The organism is Streptomyces nogalater (assembly GCF_039532885.1).
Classification (GTDB): domain Bacteria; phylum Actinomycetota; class Actinomycetes; order Streptomycetales; family Streptomycetaceae; genus Streptomyces; species Streptomyces nogalater.
Window position 1 is genome coordinate 15,004 of the sequence record NZ_BAAASM010000048.1, and the last position, 18,801, is coordinate 33,804.

The 18,801-nt window shown below is 72.3% G+C and carries 17 protein-coding genes and 1 tRNA gene; 11 read left to right on the plus strand and 7 right to left on the minus strand.

Annotated features, from left to right (window positions below; all coding sequences use genetic code 11):
• Positions 1–261 precede the first annotated feature (261 nt).
• From ABD350_RS28395 to ABD350_RS28425, 7 genes are all read left to right on the plus strand, one after another.
• Positions 262–789 carry a tRNA adenosine deaminase-associated protein gene (locus tag ABD350_RS28395; RefSeq protein ID WP_344351519.1) on the plus strand — a complete coding sequence of 176 codons (528 nt, stop codon included), beginning with the start codon at positions 262–264 and terminating at the stop codon, positions 787–789.
• A gap of 89 nt (positions 790–878) precedes the next feature.
• Positions 879–1,340, plus strand: coding sequence for a tRNA adenosine(34) deaminase TadA (tadA, locus tag ABD350_RS28400; protein WP_344351498.1), 462 nt, complete (start codon positions 879–881; stop codon positions 1,338–1,340).
• Between the two features lie 69 nt (positions 1,341–1,409).
• Positions 1,410–1,494, plus strand: a tRNA-Ser gene (locus ABD350_RS28405).
• A 154-nt stretch (positions 1,495–1,648) separates the two neighbouring features.
• The gene (locus ABD350_RS28410) at positions 1,649–1,828 is read left to right on the plus strand and encodes a hypothetical protein (protein WP_344351499.1); all 180 of its coding nucleotides are present in this window, start codon (positions 1,649–1,651) and stop codon (positions 1,826–1,828) included.
• 9 nt (positions 1,829–1,837) lie between these two features.
• Positions 1,838–2,131, plus strand: coding sequence for a Dabb family protein (locus tag ABD350_RS28415; RefSeq protein WP_344351500.1), 294 nt, complete (start codon positions 1,838–1,840; stop codon positions 2,129–2,131).
• Between the two features lie 183 nt (positions 2,132–2,314).
• Positions 2,315–3,151 carry an RNA polymerase sigma factor SigF gene (locus tag ABD350_RS28420; RefSeq protein WP_189995297.1) on the plus strand — a complete coding sequence of 279 codons (837 nt, stop codon included), beginning with the start codon at positions 2,315–2,317 and terminating at the stop codon, positions 3,149–3,151.
• A 369-nt stretch (positions 3,152–3,520) separates the two neighbouring features.
• On the plus strand, positions 3,521–4,498 hold the full coding sequence (locus tag ABD350_RS28425) for an RNA polymerase sigma factor SigF (protein WP_344351501.1): 978 nt from the start codon (positions 3,521–3,523) through the stop codon (positions 4,496–4,498).
• A 500-nt stretch (positions 4,499–4,998) separates the two neighbouring features.
• Here the strand turns inward: ABD350_RS28425 and ABD350_RS28430 are convergent, their stop codons facing one another.
• Entirely contained in the window at positions 4,999–5,193 is a 195-nt protein-coding gene (locus ABD350_RS28430; RefSeq protein ID WP_344351502.1) for a hypothetical protein, read from the minus strand.
• Positions 5,194–5,398: 205 nt separating this feature from the next.
• Here ABD350_RS28430 and ABD350_RS28435 point away from each other — a divergent pair, with 205 nt between their 5' ends.
• From ABD350_RS28435 to ABD350_RS28450, 4 genes are all read left to right on the plus strand, one after another.
• The gene (locus ABD350_RS28435) at positions 5,399–5,893 is read left to right on the plus strand and encodes a MarR family winged helix-turn-helix transcriptional regulator (RefSeq protein ID WP_030618503.1); all 495 of its coding nucleotides are present in this window, start codon (positions 5,399–5,401) and stop codon (positions 5,891–5,893) included.
• 82 nt (positions 5,894–5,975) lie between these two features.
• A complete protein-coding gene (locus ABD350_RS28440; protein ID WP_465270423.1) occupies positions 5,976–8,435 on the plus strand; it encodes an MFS transporter in 2,460 nt (819 codons plus the stop codon).
• 103 nt (positions 8,436–8,538) lie between these two features.
• The gene (locus tag ABD350_RS28445) at positions 8,539–9,360 is read left to right on the plus strand and encodes a YceI family protein (RefSeq protein ID WP_344351504.1); all 822 of its coding nucleotides are present in this window, start codon (positions 8,539–8,541) and stop codon (positions 9,358–9,360) included.
• Between the two features lie 49 nt (positions 9,361–9,409).
• Complete coding sequence (locus ABD350_RS28450) at positions 9,410–9,880, plus strand: PPOX class F420-dependent oxidoreductase (RefSeq protein WP_344351505.1); 471 nt, start codon at positions 9,410–9,412, stop codon at positions 9,878–9,880.
• Between the two features lie 51 nt (positions 9,881–9,931).
• Here ABD350_RS28450 and ABD350_RS28455 read toward each other — a convergent pair whose 3' ends face one another.
• The 6 genes from ABD350_RS28455 to ABD350_RS28480 form a co-directional block, all read right to left on the minus strand.
• Positions 9,932–10,690, minus strand: a complete 759-nt coding sequence (locus ABD350_RS28455) for a TetR/AcrR family transcriptional regulator (RefSeq protein ID WP_344351506.1) — start codon at positions 10,688–10,690, stop codon at positions 9,932–9,934.
• A gap of 103 nt (positions 10,691–10,793) precedes the next feature.
• Positions 10,794–12,179, minus strand: a complete 1,386-nt coding sequence (locus tag ABD350_RS28460; RefSeq protein ID WP_344351507.1) for an MFS transporter — start codon at positions 12,177–12,179, stop codon at positions 10,794–10,796.
• 127 nt (positions 12,180–12,306) lie between these two features.
• The gene (locus ABD350_RS28465; RefSeq protein ID WP_344351508.1) at positions 12,307–14,490 is read right to left on the minus strand and encodes a glycosyltransferase family 39 protein; all 2,184 of its coding nucleotides are present in this window, start codon (positions 14,488–14,490) and stop codon (positions 12,307–12,309) included.
• Positions 14,487–16,043 carry a bifunctional glycosyltransferase family 2/GtrA family protein gene (locus ABD350_RS28470; protein ID WP_344351509.1) on the minus strand — a complete coding sequence of 519 codons (1,557 nt, stop codon included), beginning with the start codon at positions 16,041–16,043 and terminating at the stop codon, positions 14,487–14,489. The genes ABD350_RS28465 and ABD350_RS28470 overlap by 4 nt, the downstream gene beginning before the upstream one ends.
• Before the next feature lie 277 nt (positions 16,044–16,320).
• On the minus strand, positions 16,321–17,943 hold the full coding sequence (locus tag ABD350_RS28475) for an ATP-binding protein (protein WP_382467000.1): 1,623 nt from the start codon (positions 17,941–17,943) through the stop codon (positions 16,321–16,323).
• A gap of 95 nt (positions 17,944–18,038) precedes the next feature.
• Positions 18,039–18,779: a response regulator transcription factor gene (locus tag ABD350_RS28480; RefSeq protein WP_344351511.1), complete on the minus strand. Its 741-nt coding sequence runs from the start codon at positions 18,777–18,779 to the stop codon at positions 18,039–18,041.
• Positions 18,780–18,801: the final 22 nt, after the last annotated feature.

Genomic DNA, 18,801 nt, shown 5'->3' on the forward strand with positions numbered 1-18,801 from the left:
CCGGTGTTGGAGAGGTGGCCGTGCGGGAGCGCGGGAAAAACCCGCGTACGATCCGCAGGTGGCGGCAATGAGTGCGCTGCTGGGCCGATCACGGATCCACGATCGAAACAGCCAGACACAGGGAGCCGAAGACGTCCCCTGAACGCCTTGTTTCTGCCACGATTCCGAGTGGGTGGGGCTCGGAGCCCAGCTCTCTCCGCCCAAGTACCTCCGCCGGGGGGACCCCCAACCGGCACGCCTATGACCAGTGGGAGAGTCACGGTGTACTTCGCCGCACTGCTCGCGCGCACCGAAGACGGGTGGGAAGCGAGCGACACAGAGCTCGACGATGTGGAGACCCTGTCGGATCTGGCCGACCTGGCCCGGGAAGCCTCTCCCGACGAGGACACGGTGCTCGTCCTGATCGAGCAGGAGGACTCCTGGTTCGGTGTCGTCCGCGTGGACGGCGAGGACGACCCTCGCATCTACGTCTCGGACGCCGCCGCCGCCCGCCGCAGCGCGTACGGGGAGCTGCTGCTCACCGACGAGCTGCTCGGCCGGAAGCCCGGCGCGGACGCCGGTCCGGACCTGGACGACCTGGACCTCGACGGCACCGAGGACGGCGAGTCCGAGGACGCCGAGGAGGAGAGCGCCGCCGACGCGGTGCCGCACAGCCCGGTGGGCGACAGCGGCATCCTCGACGACCTGGGCATCAGCGAGAAGGAGCTGCGTTCCCTGGACGCCGACGACGCGCTGGGCACGATCGCCGAGGCGCTGGGCGCCTCGGAGGTGCTGGAGACCGTCCGCTGACCACGGCACGGGATCCGCAGGACACCCCGGACCCGGTACGGAGCCCGCAGGGCACCCCGGACCCGGTTCGGGACCGCTGGCGGGCGGCGATGCGGCTCGCCCTGGACCAGGCCCGGCTGGCCGTCCGGGGCGGCGACGTCCCCGTCGGCGCCGTCGTGCTGTCCCCGGACGGTACGACGGTGCTCGGCACCGGGCACAACGAGCGTGAGGCCACCGGCGATCCCACGGCCCACGCGGAGATCCTCGCCATCCGGCGGGCGGCGGCCACCCTGAACGAGGCGGCGGGCGCCGGACGGCGGGCACGCGAGTGGCGGCTGACCGGCTGCACGCTCGTGGTGACCCTGGAACCCTGCACGATGTGCGCCGGCGCGCTCGTCCAGTCCCGGGTGGACCGGGTGGTCTACGGCGCCCGGGACGACAAGGCGGGCGCGGCCGGTTCCCTGTGGGACGTGATCCGCGACCGACGGCTCAACCACCGCCCGGAGGTCATCGGAGGCGTCCTCGCGGCGGAGTGCGCCCGGCCGCTCACGGAGTTCTTCCGGGACCGCTGACCGGCATCACCGATCCGCTCCCGGATATCGATTTCGAACCACGCCGCCCCGTGCTGTAAGGTCTCCCTCGGTAGCGTGTCCGAGCGGCCGAAGGAGCTCGCCTCGAAAGCGAGTGTGGCGCAAGTCACCGAGGGTTCAAATCCCTCCGCTACCGCTCACCGGAAGACCCCGCCGACGGCGGGGTCTTTCGCGTGTTCCGGATCACAACGGGCGGGCGTCGGCGGGCTGTCGGCCCTGTGGGCGGGGAGCGGACGTTACACTCGCGGCCGGCAACAGGGGCCTCGGGGCCCGGCACAGGGGAGGCCGTGGTGGCGGTGAACGTCAAGAAGATCGCCGTGTACGTACTGGTGGTCTTCGCGCTGTACGTGATCATCACGGACCCGGCCAAGGCGGCCGACTACGTCCAGATAGGCTTCGAAGGCATATCGGACGCGGCCGGAGCCGTCGGGGACTTCATGACCTGGGCCGCCAACGGAGGAAAGAGCTGAGGTACCCCCATGATCCGCCATCTGGTCCTCTTCAGGCTCAACGAGGGTGTCGAGCGCGACGACCCGCGGGTCGTGGCAGGGGCCGAGGCCTTCCGGGCCCTCGGCGGGCAGATCGAGGAGCTGCGGTTCTGGGAGTGCGCCTGGAACATCAGCGACCGGCCCATCGCCTACGACTTCGCGATCAACTCGGCCGTCGACGACGCCGACGCCCTCAAGCGCTATCTGGAGCACCCGGCCCACCAGGCGGCCGGCGCGCAGTGGCGTGAGTTCGCCACCTGGGTGATCGCCGACTACGAGTTCTGAGCCTTACGGCCCCGCAAGCCCCCCGCCGAGCGTTTCCGGCGGGGGGCTTGCGCATGGGCGCGCACCCGTCAACTTGTCGGTTTCCGGCGGCAACACGGCGTTATCAGGTGCTTGCACACAGTGCACATGTCTTGTGATGCTATGACCGCTTTTGACGGATGATTGACGGACGAAGAGGTGGCGTTGACCGTGTCGGCCAGTACTGCGCCCCCTCAGGACGAGGCGGCGTCCCCGACCCCGTCGGCCCCCGGAAAGCGCCGTGGCGCGGACACCCGCGCCCTGACCCAGGTGCTCTTCACCGAACTGAAGCAGCTGACCCCCGGCACGCCGGAGCACAACCGGGTGCGCGGGGCGCTGATCGAGGCGAACCTCCCGCTCGTGCGCTATGCCGCCGCCCGCTTCCGCTCCCGCAACGAGCCGATGGAGGACGTCGTCCAGGTCGGCACCATCGGCCTGATCAACGCCATCGACCGGTTCGACCCGGACCGGGGCGTGCAGTTCCCGACCTTCGCGATGCCCACCGTGGTCGGCGAGATCAAGCGCTACTTCCGCGACAACGTCCGCACCGTCCACGTCCCGCGCCGCCTGCACGAGCTGTGGGTCCAGGTCAACAGCGCGACCGAGGACCTGACCACGCTCTACGGCCGCTCGCCGAGCACCGCCGAGATCGCCGAGCGGCTCCGGATCAGCGAGGAGGAGGTGCTCAGCTGCATCGAGGCAGGGCGCTCCTACCACGCCACCTCGCTGGAGGCCGCCCAGGAGGGCGACGGACTGCCCGGCCTGCTGGACCGGATCGGCTACGAGGACCCGGCCCTGGACGGCGTCGAACACCGCGACCTGGTCCGCCATCTCCTGGTCCAGCTCCCCGAGCGGGAACAGCGCATCCTGCTGCTGCGCTACTACAGCAATCTCACCCAGTCCCAGATCAGCGCCGAACTCGGCGTCTCCCAGATGCATGTCTCCCGGCTGCTCGCGCGCAGCTTCCAGCGGCTGCGCTCGGCGAACCGCATCGACGCGTAACCCACGAACAGTACGCACATCCCCACCGCACCGGACCGGAGCACGCCGGGTGTTCGCCTGATGCATGACGGGCGCACGGAAGCACGGCACCAACGGCGCTGCATCGCAAACCCGATCGATCGGTAACCGGCAGGAGCGAATCGCTCACCAGGGCGGATGCCGACAGACTCGACCCGAAAAGCCGTCAGACCCCTTCTCTCCAGGGCCGATTCGCCGCTCGCATGTCGACATGTCGGTACAGCGCGTTGCCGACATGTGACATTCTGCGGGAAGCGCGTTTGCCGTGGCTCCGGCTCCGGTATTCAGGTGAAGGCTGCGTTGCTCGTAGACGGCGCCGCCGCGACCGTCCCGCGACCCAAAGGGGGTGGCATGTCCGCAGACCAGGGCAGCTCGAAGGTGCTGACGCCGACGAAGTGCGAGGCAGCGCCCAAGGAGCTCGACGCTCTCGACGTCCTCGACGGCTTCGAGGGCGTCACGGCCCTCGATGCCGTGCCGGCCCTCGACACCGTGCCGGCCCTCGACACCGTCCCGGCCCAGGCCGTCGACCCGGCCGCCGAGACGCTCCCGGCCCCGCAGGCCGCGGCGAACCTCGACACCCGCACCCTGTCCCGGTCGCTGTTCCTGCGCCTGGCCGCGCTGGAGCAGGACAGCCCCGAGCGGGCGTACGTCCGGGACACCCTGATCGAGCTGAACCTCCCGCTGGTCCGGTACGCGGCGGCCCGCTTCCGCTCCCGCAACGAGCCGATGGAGGACATCGTCCAGGTCGGCACCATCGGCCTGATCAAGGCGATCGACCGGTTCGACTGCGAGCGGGGCGTGGAGTTCCCGACGTTCGCGATGCCCACCGTGGTCGGCGAGATCAAGCGGTTCTTCCGGGACACCTCGTGGTCCGTGCGGGTGCCGCGCCGGCTCCAGGAGCTGCGCCTGGCCCTGACCAAGGCCAGCGACGAGCTGTCCCAGAAGCTGGACCGCTCGCCCACGGTCACCGAACTGGCCGCCGTGCTCGGCGTCTCCGAGGAGGACGTGGTCGACGGCCTCGCGGTCGGCAACGCCTACACCGCCTCCTCCCTCGACTCCCCGGCCCCCGAGGACGACGGCGGCGAGGGCTCCCTGGCCGACCGGCTCGGCTACGAGGACACGGCGCTGGAGGGCGTGGAGTACCGCGAGTCCCTCAAGCCCCTGCTGGCCAAACTCCCGCCCCGGGAGCGCCGGATCATCATGCTGCGCTTCTTCGCCAACATGACGCAGTCGCAGATCGGCGAGGAGGTCGGCATCTCCCAGATGCACGTCTCCCGGCTGCTGACCCGGACGCTGGCCCAGCTGCGCGAGGGCCTGATCTCGGACTGAGGTCTGCCGCCACACTCTCACCCGACGTTCCGTCAGCCACCGTGTGCGAGTGCGCCCTGCCGGGGTACCCGCACACGAAAGGCACGGCAGGGACACGCGGCCGCAGGGGCGCCGTCACGGCGGCGCCGGCGGCCGTCGTCGTCCCGGGCTCGGTGGTGGCCGCGTACGGGCAGGACCGACGGCCGTGGCGGCGGAGCCGGTGACGCCGGACGGTCCCATGGCGGGCGGGGCGAGCGGAGGGGAGGTCCCGCACGCGAACGGCTCGACGGCGGGCACGGAGGTTCCGGCCGGTCACGCGAGCGCGGTGGCCGCACGACGGCACCGCCGCCCCCGGCCACCCCGCATGCCTCGGCCGTCCCGCACGGCAGGCCGAGTGACGCGATCCCCAGAGGTGACCCTCGCCTCCGTAACTCGCGTGATCCGGCGGTGCGTTCGGGCTCGGCGGCGTTCGGGAGCGTGAGGTCTCGGTCGAGTGGGGCCGGGCCTTTGTGGTCCGGCGCCTACTTCAGCGCCAGCCAGGCGACGCCGGCCACCACGACGAGCGCCACGATGACGCCGACGATCAGACCGACCCGGGGGCCGGAGGGGGCCGCCTGCTGCCGCCGCCCCTGCGGCGCCTCGTCGACGAAGGCGCGGAACATCTGGGTGCTGCCTGCGGGGTCGTAATTGCCCTGGGGGCCCTGGGTGTTAGCCATGCCCCGAGACCCTAGCGAATCCAGGTGACCGGCCCAAGTGCGGGGCCTTCGGGACAGACGGGGGCACCCCACCCGCACTCACCTGCACATTTACGTTCGCAATACTTGCCTTTGCCAAGTTTTTGCGCGCTCACCCCCATGATTGTTTGCCTTCAGCAACCAAACAGTCTTATGGTTGCCCCAAGCAACGAATACGGGAGGTGGGATGGCCGAGCGGGCGCAGTTTGAAGAGCTGGCGCGTCAGCTCAGTGCCGTCGGAGCCGTGAAACGGGACATGGGGCGGATCCTGCCGCCCGACTGCCCGGCAGGCTCGGCCGCCGTGCTGACCCTGCTCGGCCGCCACGGCGACATGCGCATGAGCAAGCTCGCGGAACTGCTCGCCGTGGACATGTCGGTCACCAGCCGGCATGTCGCGCACGTGGCGGCACGCGGCTGGATCGAACGGCTTCCGGACCCCGCGGACAAACGGTCGCGCATCCTGCGCCTGACCCCGGAGGGTCTGGAGCAGCTCGACGAGCTGTCCCGGCGGACCACGCATCTGCTCGCCGAGCGGCTGGCGGACTGGACCGACGACGAGGTCGGTCAGCTGATCCGGCTGATGACGCGCCTGCGCGACTCGTTCGGCGACTGCCGGTCCGCCCCGGTCCGGCTCCCCGCCCCCGTAGTCGAAGAGACCACCCGTACACCCGCAAGCACGTAAGTAAAGGAAGCCCATGGCAACGACCACACCAGCCGGTGTGCGGGCTCACGCCAAGCACGGGGGAGGCCAAGGCGACGCCCCGATGACGCACCGGCAGATCATGGAGGCCCTGTCCGGGCTGCTGCTCGGCATGTTCGTGGCGATCCTGTCGTCCACGATCGTCTCCAACGCCCTGCCGGAGATCATCGGGGACCTCGGTGGCGGCCAGTCCGCCTACACCTGGGTGGTCACGGCCGCCCTGCTGTCGATGACCGCGGCCACTCCCCTGTGGGGCAAGCTCGCCGACCTGTACAGCAAGAAGGCTCTCGTCCAGATAGCCCTCGTCATCTACGTGGTCGCCTCCATGGCGGCCGGCCTGTCGCAGAACCCCGGCATGCTCATCACCTTCCGGGTGTTCCAGGGCATCGGCGTCGGCGGTCTGTCCGCCCTGGCGCAGATCGTCATGGCGGCGATGATCTCCCCGCGCGAGCGCGGCCGGTACTCCGGCTACCTCGGCGCCACCTTCGCCGTGGCCACCGTCGGCGGCCCGCTGCTCGGCGGTGTCATCACCGACACCTCCTGGCTGGGCTGGCGCTGGTGCTTCTACGTCGGCGTCCCCTTCGCGATCATCGCGCTGATCGTGCTGCAGAAGACCCTGCACCTGCCCGTGGTCAAGCGCCAGGTCAAGGTCGACTGGGGCGGCGCCACCCTGATCGCCGCCGCCGTCTCCCTGCTGCTGGTCTGGGTCACCTTCGCCGGTGACAAGTACGACTGGCTGTCCTGGCAGACCTACGCGATGGTCGGCGGTTCGATCGTCCTCGGCGCGCTGTTCGTGCTCGCGGAGTCCAAGGCGAGCGAGCCGATCATCCCGCTGCGCCTGTTCCGGAACCGCACGATCACGCTGGCCTCGCTCGCCTCGCTGTTCGTCGGTATCGCGATGTTCTCCGGCACCGTGTTCTTCAGCCAGTACTTCCAGCTGGCCCGCGACAAGTCCCCGACCATGTCGGGCGTCATGACGATCCCGATGATCGGCGGTCTGTTCATCTCCTCGACCGTCTCGGGTCAGTTCATCACCCGCACCGGCCGCTGGAAGGCGTGGCTGGTCAGCGGTGGCGTGCTGGTAACGGCCGGGCTGATGCTGCTCGGCGGCATCCGGTACGACACGGACTACTGGAAGATGGCCGTCTTCATGGCCCTGCTGGGTCTCGGCATCGGCATGATGATGCAGAACCTGGTGCTCGCCACGCAGAACCAGGTGGCGCCCTCCGACCTCGGCTCGGCCAGCTCCACGGTCACCTTCTTCCGCTCCCTCGGCGGTGCGGTCGGCGTCTCCGCGCTCGGTGCCGTGATGTCCCGCCGGATCACCCACTACGTCCAGGACGGCGTCGCCGCGCTGGACCCCAAGTCCCAGGCCGCGCTGGCCGGCGGCTCCGGCTCGACCGACAGCATCCCGGACATGGACAAGCTCCCGGCGCCCATCCGGACGCTGATGGAGAGCGCCTACGGCCACGGCATCGCCGACGTCTTCTTCATCGCCGGCTGCCTCGCCGCCGTCGCCTTCCTGATCACGCTGTTCATCAAGGAGGTCCCGCTGAAGACCAAGGGCGCGCTCGCGCAGTCCGCCGACGGCGACACCCCGGCCCAGGCCGCCCCGGCCGCCGCCGAGGCCGCTTCGGCCCCGGCCCAGGCCCCGGTCCCGGCCGCGGTCGCCCAGGCCACCCCGGCCGCGTCCGACGGCACCGCCGCCGTCACCCGGCCCATGGCGGCCGTCGCCACGGTCGCCGAACCCGGCACCGGCCACGGCGGCACCCCGGTGCACGGCTTCGTCCGCGACGCCGAGAGCGCCCCGGTCCCGCAGGCCGCGGTCACCCTGATCTCGCTGTCCGGCCGCCAGCTGGGCCGCTCGGTCGCCCAGGCCGACGGTTCCTACGCGCTCGACGCCCCGGGCACCGGCAGCTACGTCCTGATCGCCTCCGCCGACGGCTACCAGCCGCAGGCCTCCACCATCGTGGTGGGCGAGGAGCCGGTGTCGTACGACATCCTGCTCAGCGGCACCAGCGGGCTGACCGGTGTGGTCCGGGCCGCCGGGAGCGCGCTGCCGGTCAAGGACGCGATGGTGATCGTCACCGATGTGCGTGGTGACCTGCTGGCCACCGCCGCCACCGGGGAGCAGGGCGACTTCGCCCTCACCGACCTGGTGCCCGGCACGGTGACCGTCGCGGTCAACGCGAGCGGATACCGGCCGCGGGCCCTGCCGGTCGAGGTCGGCGCCACCGGCGTCACCCGGATCGAGGTCGACCTGGACGCCGGCGCCCGGCTCCAGGGTGTCGTCCGGGCCCCGCACGGCCCGCTGGCCGACGCCCGGGTCACCCTGGTCGACCAGGCGGGCAACGTGGTCGGCACCGCCACCACCGGGTCGGACGGCGCGTACGCCTTCACCGACCTGGACGGCGGCGAGTACACCGTCATCGCGACCGGCTACCCGCCGGTGGCCACCGCGCTGACCGTGGCCGGCCCCGGCGTGGACGGCCACGACATCGAACTCGCCCACCCCGGCGAGTAGGCACACCCCGGCCCGTGGCGGCGCGCGCCCTGAGCGGAGGGCGCGCCCGCCGCGGGCCGGTCTCATACGAGCAATTTTTGAGCCTTTTTCAGGGAGAAACGGGATGGGACTGACCGCGAAGATCCGTACGCGGGACGGGTGGGCCGTGTCGCACGCGGTCGTCACGGTGACCGACATGACCGGTACGCAGGTACTGCGCGCCGAGGCGGATCACGAGGGCGCCGTACGGGACGCCACCGAGCTGGCGCCGGGGGCGTACACCGTGATCGTCACGGCCGTCGGCTACGCGCCCGCGGCCTCCTCGGCGATCGTCACCGCGAGCGGCCGGGCCGAGGTCGGCACGGTCACGCTGGCCCGGCAGGGCGGCACCGAGCTGCCGCCGCCCGGCCCCTGGACCATCGACCCGGCGCACTCCTCCGTCGCCGCGGTCGCCCAGCACCTGGGCATCTCCAGCGTGCACGGCCGGTTCACGGAGTTCGGCGGCACGATCGAGATCGCCCCCGACGACATCGCCAAGTCCCGGGTGGAGGCGGTGATCCGGGCGGCCTCCGTCGACACCGGCAACGGCATGCGCGACACGCACCTGCGCTCCGCGGACTTCCTGGACGTCGAGCGGCACCCGGAGATCACCTACCGTTCGACGGGCCTGACCCAGGCCGGCTCCGACCGCTGGACGGTGCACGGCGAACTGTCCCTGCACGGTGTCGTACGACCGGTGGACCTGGACCTGGCCTACCTGGGCACCGGCGCCGACCCCTGGGGCGGCACCCGTGCCGCGTTCCGGGCCACCGCCGAACTGCGCCGCGAGGACTTCGCGATGAACTACAACCAGGTCCTCCAGGCGGGCATCGCCGCCATCGGCACCACCCTGAAGGTGGAGCTGGACATCCAGGCCGTGCAGGGCGACTCGCTCCCCCAGGCGTAGGCACAGCGGGGTCAGCCACCGGGGCACCCGCTGCCCCTAGGCTGCCCCCATGGCACCGAACATCGCTACCACCACCCGTGTACCGCTGAACGAGTTGCTGGACTTCGTACGCCCCCGGCACCGTGCCCTGCTGATCACCCGCCGGGCCGACGGCTCCCCGCAGGCATCCCCGCTGACCTGCGGGGTGGACGACTCCGGGCGGATCGTGGTGTCCACCTACCCGGAGCGGGCCAAGACCCGCAACGCCAAGCGCGATCCGCGGGTCGGCCTGGTCGTCCTCAGCGACGACTGGAACGGCCCCTGGGTGCAGATCGACGGCACGGCGGAGGTCCTCGACGCCCCGGACTCCGTCGAGCCCCTGGTCGAGTACTACCGCAACATCGCCGGCGAGCACCCCGACTGGGACGAGTACCGGCAGGCCATGATCAGGCAGGGCAAGTCCATCATCCGGGTGACCCCCGAGCGGTGGGGGCCGGTGGCGACCGGCGGGTTCCCGGCGCGGCTGGTCGAGGAGGGGTAGCCGGCCCGGGCGGTGGTCGGTACGGCGCGGTGGTCGGCACAGGGCGGCGGGTCAGCCCCGGGCGACCATCGCCTCGATGCCGGCGATCAGCAGGTCCAGCGCGAAGGTGAAGTCGCGGTCCAGCATCTCGGCCACCGTGTCACCGCCGCGCGCCTTCATCAGGTTCTTCGACTCCCTGATCACTTCGGCGGTGCCGGGGACCTCGTCCACCAGGGACATGGACTGCTCGAAGTACTCCTCCGGGGACAGCCCGGTGTCCGCGATCCGGCTGAGGAAGTGGCTCTCGATCGTGCCGTAGCCGTACACGAACTGGAAGACGGCCGAGATCGCCCCGGTCACCCCGTGCGCGGGCAGCCCCGCCCGGCGCACGACCTGCTGGATCACCCGGACGAACGCGAGCGACTTCGGGCCGATGTTGAGGTAGCGCCCGGCCAGCGGCGACAGCCAGGGGTGGCGGACCAGCAGCTGCCGGTAGGCGGTGGCCAGCCCCCGCAGCTGCTCCCGCCAGTCCTCGCCGGTGTCGTCCGGGTCGGGCAGCCGCAGCTCGGCGTAGACCGCGTCCAGGGCGAGTTCCAGCAGGTCGTCCTTGGTGTCGACGTACCAGTACAGGGACATCGCGGTGACGTTCAGCTCGGCGGCCAGCCGGCGCATGGAGAACTTGGCGAGCCCCTCGGCGTCCAGCAGGCGCACCGACGCCTCGGTGATCCGCTCCCGGTCCAGCCCGGAGGGCTGCCCGCCGCGTCCCCCGCGCCGGACCGCGCGCTCCCGCCAGACACTGTCCCGCGCCGACCGACCTGCCGCCTTCGCCACCGGCGCACCTCTCTCGAACTCGGATCGCTTGCCAAGATGCTAGGACCGCGGCCGCCTCACGGGGGCGCGGGGCCGCGCCGACGTGCAGGTCAGCGCCGCGCTGTCAGGCGGACACCCGCTCCGCCCGCCGCAAGAGCCCGGCCGCCACGAATCCCCCGACCAGCACGGCGACGGCGCCCACCAACTGCCCCGTGCCCAGCCCCGCGGACAACGACTCCCCCGAGGCCACGGAAGAGCTGAGCACGGCGCCGAGGACGGCCACCCCGAGACCGTTGCCGAATTCGGCCAGCGTCCCGTTGATCCCGGCGCCCACCCCCGCCTTCTCCGGAGGGATGGCGCTCATGATGGCGTGCGCCATCGCCGGGTTGGCCACCGCGCAGCCCGCGCCGATCAGCAGCAACCCGACGAGCGTGCCCGCGTAGCCGCCGGAGTCCACCTCCGCGATCGACACCAGGCCCGCGGACATGCACACCATCCCCAGCGCGATCGACGCCGGCGTGCCCAGCCGCGCCGACCACTTCGCGGACAGCCCGCTGAAGTTGAGCGCCACGACGGTCAGCGCCAGCGGAGCGGTCCGCAGACCGGCCTCCAGCGGCTCGTAGCCGAGGACGAACTGGAGGTGCTGGGTCAGCAGGAACAGCGCGCCGCCCATGCCGAACACGATGAGCACGGCCCCGGCGACCGCGCCCGTGAACCGCCGGTCCCGGAAGAAGTGGATGTCGAGCATCGGGTCGTCGATCCGGCTCTCCCACCAGGCGAAGGCGCCCAGCACCAGCACCGCGACGGCCGCCGTGACCAGCACCCGCGCCGACGTCCAGCCGTGGCCGGGCCCGGAGATGATGGCGTAGACGAGCGAGGCCATGCCGATGGTGGACAGCACCGCCCCGATCAGGTCCGGCCGGTCACCGCGCGGGTTCTTGGACTCGGGGACGAGGATCACCACCGCGACCACGGCCAGCGCCGCGACCGGCAGGTTGATCAGGAAGATCGCGCCCCACCAGAAGTGGTCGAGCACGAAACCGCCGATCAGCGGGCCGCCGGCGAACCCGAGCGCGTTGACCGCGCTCCAGATGCCGATCGCCTTCGCCTGCTCCCCGGGCGCGAAGATCTGCATCGCCACGGCCAGTGTGGTGGTCATCAGCAGCGCGCCGCCGATGCCCATGCCGGCCCGCGCGGCGATCAGCTGGCCGGTGCTGTCGGCGAGGCCGGCCACCAGCGACCCGGCTCCGAACAGGACCAGGCCGGTGATCAGCATCTTCTTGCGGCCGTAGCGGTCGGCGGCGCTGCCCGCGGTGAGCAGCAGGCCGGACTGGACCAGCGAGTACGCGTTGATCATCCACTGGATGTCGGAGGTCGTCGCGTGCAGCTCGCGGGTGAGCGAGGGGATGGCCACGTTCAGGACGGTGTTGTCGAGCAGCACGGTGAGCTGCGCGAGACAGATGACGCCGAGAATCAGCCAGCGTTGGGGGTGGCCTTGGGGTGTGGACATGCCGTACACCGTATAGCGGTGCTATACGGTGTACAACATATTTTCCGGTCGGCTTCTGGTCCGCTCCCGGACTGCATCGCCGGGCTCGGTTGCCCGGTCTCAGGCGCCGGGTCTCAGGCGCCGGGTCTCAGGCGCCCGCCTTCCGCGTCAGGTCGTAGAACGTCGCCGAGCCCACCGTCACCTTCGTGAACGTGTTTTGCACCCAGGAGCTGATCCGGGAGGCGGTGCCGCTGTCGCCGCCCATGCCGCCGCCCATGCCGCCGCCCGCGATGAAGTAGTGGATCCTGCCGTCCTCGACGTACTTCTTGAACTCGGCGAGCGTCGGTGACGGGTCGGTGCCGTTGAAGCCGCCGATCGCCATCACCGCCTCGCCCGTGGCCAACTGGTAGCTCGCCGCGTTCTGCGAACCGATGGAGGCGGCCACCCAGGTGTAGTCACCGGCGTCCTTCTCCAGCAGCTTCCTGGCCCCGGCCGGCACGCTCGCGCCGTTCAGCAGGCCGCCGGCACCGCCCATGCCGCCCTCACGGACCCGGCCGCCACCGGGGAAGCCGTTGCCGTTCTGGGGGGTGCCGTTCTGGGGGGTGCCGTTCTGCGGGGTCCGGCCGTTGCCGTTCTGCGGGGTCCGGCCCGGCGTGCCGCCGGGGAAGCCGCCGCCGCCCGGGAAACCGTTGCCCTGGCCATCGGGTCCGCCCTGCCGGCCCTGTTGGTTCGGCTGTGCCTGTCCGGGCGGGCCCTCCCCTGTGCGGCCGACGCCGGGTCCGCCGCCCCGGCCGCCCATCATGCTCGCGCCCGCCGGACCGGCCGTGACGATCGAACCGGTGTGGCCCTGCCGGACGGTGCTGAGGGTGTACGCGGCCGGTCCGGCCAGCGCGGCCACGAGACCCACGGCCGCCGTCGCGCGGGCGAGCCGCCGGGGCAGCCGGCCGGCGAAGACCAGGCCGAGCGCCGCGGCCAGCCCGCCGACCAGGACCAGCCACCGCAGCCAGGGCAGGTAGTCGGGGGTGCGGTGGAGCAGGACGTAGCCCCAGGCCGCCGCCGCGACGAGGGACGCGGCGAGCGTGACGGCCGCCCACCCCGCGCGCCGCCGCTCCCACAGCAGCCCGGCGCCCATGCCGGTCACGGCCGCGAGGTAGGGGGCCAGGGCCACGGTGTAGTACTGGTGGAAGATGCCCGCCATGTAGCTGAACACCACCATGGTCGTCAGCAGCGAGCCGCCCCAGACCAGGAACGAGGCGCGGGTGACCGAGGTCCGGCGGGCCCTCCGCGTGGCCACCAGGCCGGCGGCGAGCAGGATCAGCGCGGTGGGCAGCAGCCAGGAGATCTGGCCGCCGATCTCGGCGTTGAACATCCGGTCCCAGCCGGTCTCGCCCCACCTGCCGCCCCCGCCCGGGCCGCCCCCGCCGCCGACGCTGCCGGTCTCCTCGCCGTTCAGCCGGCCGAGGCCGTTGTAGCCGAAGGTCAGCTCCAGGAAGCTGTCGTGCTGCGAGCCGCCGATGTACGGACGGGAGGAGGCCGGCCACAGCTCGACGACCGCGACCCACCAGCCGCCCGAGACGACCAGCGCGAGCGTCGCCGCGGCCAGCTGGGCGACACGCTTCCGCGGCGGCACCGGGGCGCACACGGCGTAGACGACCGCCAGCGCCGGCAGGATCAGGAACGCCTGGAGCGTCTTGGCGAGGAACGCGAAACCGACCGCGGTGCCGGCCCACACCAGCCACTTCGTACGGCCGTCCTCCAGGGCGCGGATGATCAGGTAGCAGGCCGCCGACATCAGCAGGGCCAGCAGCGCGTCGGGGTTGTTGAACCGGAACATCAGCGCCGCGACCGGGGTGAGCGCCAGCACCGTCCCCGCGACCAGACCGGCCACCGGGCTGAACCGGCGGTGTACGGCCGCGCAGACGACGGCGACGGTCGCCACGCCCATGAGCACCTCGGGCGCCAGGATCGCCCAGGAGTTCAGGCCGAAGAGGCGCACGGACAGCGCCATCGGCCACAGCGCGGCCGGCGGCTTGTCGACGGTGATGGCGTTGCCCGCGTCCAGCGAGCCGAAGAAGAACGCCTTCCAGGACACGCTGCCCGCCTGGACGGCCGCCGAGTAGAAGGAGTTGGCGTAGCCGGAGGAGCCGAGGCCGTACAGGTAGAGGAGGAGGGTGGCGGCCAGCAGGACCAGCAGGGCCGGGCGCGCCCAGCGGGGGTCCTCGGGCCGGCCGCGCCACAGCCGTCGTACCAAGGGCTGCCGCGGCCCGGCGGCCGGCTCCCGTACGGTCGTGGCGCCGGGCGCGGTCGCCGGCGGGGCGTCATGGGTGGTCATCGGGTGTCCCCCGGGTCGGTGTAGTGCGGGCGCACCGGCTGCGGGCACGCCGGCTGCGGGTGCATCGGCTCCGGGTGCATCGGCTCCGGCCGCGAGGTGGCGTCCGCGGCCTCGGCGGGGCGGAGGCGGGTGGTGGCGTCGGTGGCGTGGAGGTGGGCGGAGGCGGCCGTGGCGTCGGTGGCGTGGAGGTGGGCGGTGGCGTCGGTGGCGCGGTGGCTGGTGGTGGTCTGGTGCGGCCACGCGTACGGGGACGGGGCGGGGGCGGGGGCGGACCCATCCGGTCCCGTGGCGGCCGAGGTGACCGGGCCGGTCCCCGCCCCGTCCGGGAAGACCCAGGCGCGGAAGAGCAGGAACCGCAGCACGGTCGCGGCGAGGTTCGCGGCGACGAGCACCGCCAGTTCGGTGGAGTGCGCCGGGCTGTCGCCGGCCGCGTTCAGCGCGGCGAGCGAGCCGCTGGTCAGGGCGAGACCGATGCCGAAGACGACCAGGCCCTGCGCCTGGTGCCGGACCGCGCCGCCCCGGCCCCGCACCCCGAAGGTGAGCCGGCGGTTGGCGGCCGTGTTGGCCACGGCGGAGACCAGCAGCGCGAGCGCGTTGGCGGTCTGGGGGCCGACGGCCTGCCGGAAGGCGCTGTACAGCACCAGGTAGAAGAGGGTGGACAGGCCGCCGACCACGCAGAAGCCGACGAGCTGACGGGCCAGGCCGTGCGGCACGTCGGTCAGCTCGCGGTCGCGCGGGTCGTCACCGAAGGGCCGGGCCAGCCGGTCCAGCGGCAGCGAACCGGTGGCCAGGGCCTTGCCGACCCGCCACACGCCCTTGAGGTCGTCGGCGGCCGTCCTGACGATGTGCACGGTGGAGTCGGGGTCGTCGACCCAGTCGACCGGCACCTCGTGGATGCGCAGGCCCGCCCGTTCGGCGAGCACCAGCAGTTCGGTGTCGAAGAACCAGCCGGTGTCCTCCACCAGCGGCAGCAGCGCCTGGGCCACGTCCCGGCGGATCGCCTTGAACCCGCACTGCGCGTCCGAGAAGCGGGCCTGGAGCGAGCCGCGCAGGATCAGGTTGTAGGCCCGGCTGACGAACTCCCGCTTGGGGCCGCGTACGACCCGGGAGGCGCGGGCCAGCCGGGAGCCGATCGCCAGGTCCGAGTGGCCGGAGATCAGCGGCGCCACCAGCGGCAGCAGGGCGTTGAGGTCGGTGGACAGGTCGACGTCCATGTAGGCGAGGACCGGGGCGTCGGAGGCCGACCACACGGTCCGCAGCGCCCGTCCCCGGCCCTTCTGCTCCATCCGTACGGTGCCCACCTCGGGAATCTCGGCCGCCAGCCGTGCCGCCACCAGGGGGGTGGTGTCCGTGGAGGCGTTGTCCGCGATGGTGATGCGGAACGCGTACGGGAAGGTGCGCGCGAGGTGCTCGTGCAGCCGGCGCACGCACGGCGGGAGGTCCTTCTCCTCGTTGTAGACGGGGATCACTACGTCCAGGACAGGCGTACCGGCGTCTCCGGCCGGGAGGTGCTCCCGCGCCGGCAGGGCGCCGGGAGAAGAGTCGGTTCGCATGGCACCGACTCTCCTCAGGTCCCCTGTCGCAGCCATGTGGTGGCACTGTGCTGCGGCTGTGAGTGGGGTTTCGGGTGGGTTACCGGCACGCATTCGGCTGGGACGGCCGGGGGACTGCCGGGGGCCGACACGCTGCCGGCGACGGGGCGGCGGCGGAGGAACGTCGGGCTTCCGGTGACGGGCCGGCTGCGGAGGACCGACGGACCCCCGGCACGTGGACGGCGGCGGAAGGCAGACAGGCCTCCCGTGACGGGCCGGCGGCGGAAGGCAGACAGGCCTACGGCACGTGACCGGCTGCGGACGGCCGACGGGTTTCCGTCACCTGGCCGGCGGCGGAAGGCCGACACGCTTCCGGTGCGTGGCAGGCGGCGGCCGGGGTGGTGAGGGCCGGGAGGTGCAGGGTGAACACGGTGCGGCCGGGCACGCTGTCCACGGTCACGGTGCCCCCGTGCGCGGCGGCCACGGCCTGCACGATGGCGAGCCCGAGACCCGTGGACCCGGTCGCGCGGGAGCGCGCGGAGTCCCCCCGGGCGAACCGCTCGAAGACGTGCGGCAGCAGCCGGGCCGGGATCCCCGGCCCGTCGTCCGCCACGTCCACGCACACCCACGGCCCGCGCCGGCGCACGCGCGCGGTGACGGTCGTACCGGGCGGGGTGTGCTTGCGGGCGTTGCCCAGCAGGTTGACCAGCACCTGCTGGATCCGGTCCGGGTCCGCCGAGACCAGCGCCGGCACGTCGGGCAGGTCGAGCCGCCAGGTGTGGCCGGGCCCGGCCGCGCGGGAGTCGCTGACCGTGTCGACGACCAGCGGAACCAGATCGGTGTGCTCCCACCGGAGCGGGCGGCCCGCGTCCAGCCGGGCGAGCAGCAGCAGGTCCTCCACGAGCAGGGTCATCCGCCCGGCCTCGGACTCGATCCGCCCGAGGGCGTGCCGGGTGTCGGGCCCGACCTCCTCGCGACCGCGCCGGGTGAGTTCGGCGTACCCGCGGATGGAGGCGAGCGGGGTGCGCAGCTCATGGCTGGCGTCGGCCACGAACCGGCGTACCCGTGTCTCGCTCCGCTGCCGGGCGTGCAGGGCGCCGTGGACGTGGTCGAGCATCCGGTTGAGCGCGGCGCCGACCCGGCCGACCTCCGTATGCGGGTCGCACTCCGCCTCCGGGACCCGTTCGCTGAGGTTCACCTCGCCGGTGTGCAGCGGCAGTTCGGAGACCCGGGTGGCGGTGGCGGCGACCCTGCGCAGGGGCCGGGTGGCGACGCCGACGAGCACATAGCCGGCGATGGCGGCGGCGACGAGCCCGGCGGCGGTGACGCTGATCTCGACGAGGATCAGGGTGCTGATGGTGCCGTCGACCTCGGTGGTGGGGACGGCGACGTAGTAGGTGCCGTTGTTGCCGTCCACGTACCGCACGCGGTAGTCGCCCAGCCCGGGAATCGTGGCGCTGTGCGTCTCGCCGTCCTTGGTGACGGCAGTCAGCGCCTCGACCTGCGCCGCGGTCAACGACTTGGCGTCCAGCTGCGGGACGTTGTTGTCGTCCCTGGACTTGAAACCGGCCTTGGCGTCCGTGACGACGCCCTTCTCCACCTTCGCGGCGATGGTGCCGCTGGGCTGCGGGCCCCGGGTGACGAACTCGGTGAGGTCCGTCTGCTTCGGAAGGCCGCGGCCGTCCGGCTGGGCGCTCTGCCGGTCCGGCGGGACGATGTTCTTCCTCGGCCCGTCCGGCGGCTCCGCGAAACCACCGGCCGCACGCGCGGACGCCTCACCGAGCTGCCGGTCCAGTTGGCCGTACAGATGTGAGCGCAGCGCCAGCGTGGTCACCGTCCCGATCACCGCGCACACCACCGCGATCAGCGTCACGGAGGCGACGACGAGCCGCGTCCGCAGGGTACGCGGCTGAGCCGCCAGGCGCCGTAGCGAACCCGGCCAGCGCCATAGCGAACCCGGCCGACGCCGTAGCGGACCCGGGCGGCGCGGTCGTGGACCCGGGCGGCGCCGCCCGCTCACGACACGCCGGGCTTGATCAGATAACCGGCCCCCCGCCGCGTGTGGATCATCGGCTCGCGACCGGCGTCGATCTTCCGCCGCAGGTAGGAGATGTACAGCTCCACGACATTGGCCTGGCCGCCGAAGTCGTAGGACCACACGCGGTCCAGGATCTGCGCCTTGCTGAGCACCCGCCGGGGGTTGCGCATGAGGAAGCGCAGCAGCTCGAACTCGGTGGCGGTGAGGTGGATGGACTCACCGCCCCGGCAGACCTCGTGACTGTCCTCGTCCAGGGTCAGGTCGCCCACGACGAGCACGGAGTCGGACCGCCGGTCGGCGGCGCCCGACCGGCGGATCAGCCCGCGCAGCCGGGCGACGACCTCCTCCAGGCTGAACGGCTTGGTGACGTAGTCGTCGCCGCCGGCGGTGAGCCCGGCGATACGGTCCTCCAGCGCGTCCTTCGCCGTCAGGAACAGCACGGGCACGTCCGGCAGCTCGCGCCGCAGCCGCCCGAGCACGGACAGGCCGTCCATGTCCGGCAGCATCATGTCGAGCACGACGGCGTCGGGCCGGAACTCGCGGGCCGCCTGGATGGCGCCCTGTCCGTCCCCCGCGCTCCTGATCTGCCAGCCCTCGTAACGCAGGGCCATGCTCAGCAGTTCGGTGATCGACAGCTCGTCGTCCACCACAAGCACCCGGACGGGGCTCCCGTCCGGCCTCAGCAGTTCGGTGCGCCCCCGGGGCGAGGTCGTGGTCATGACGGCCACCCTGTCGGGGCGC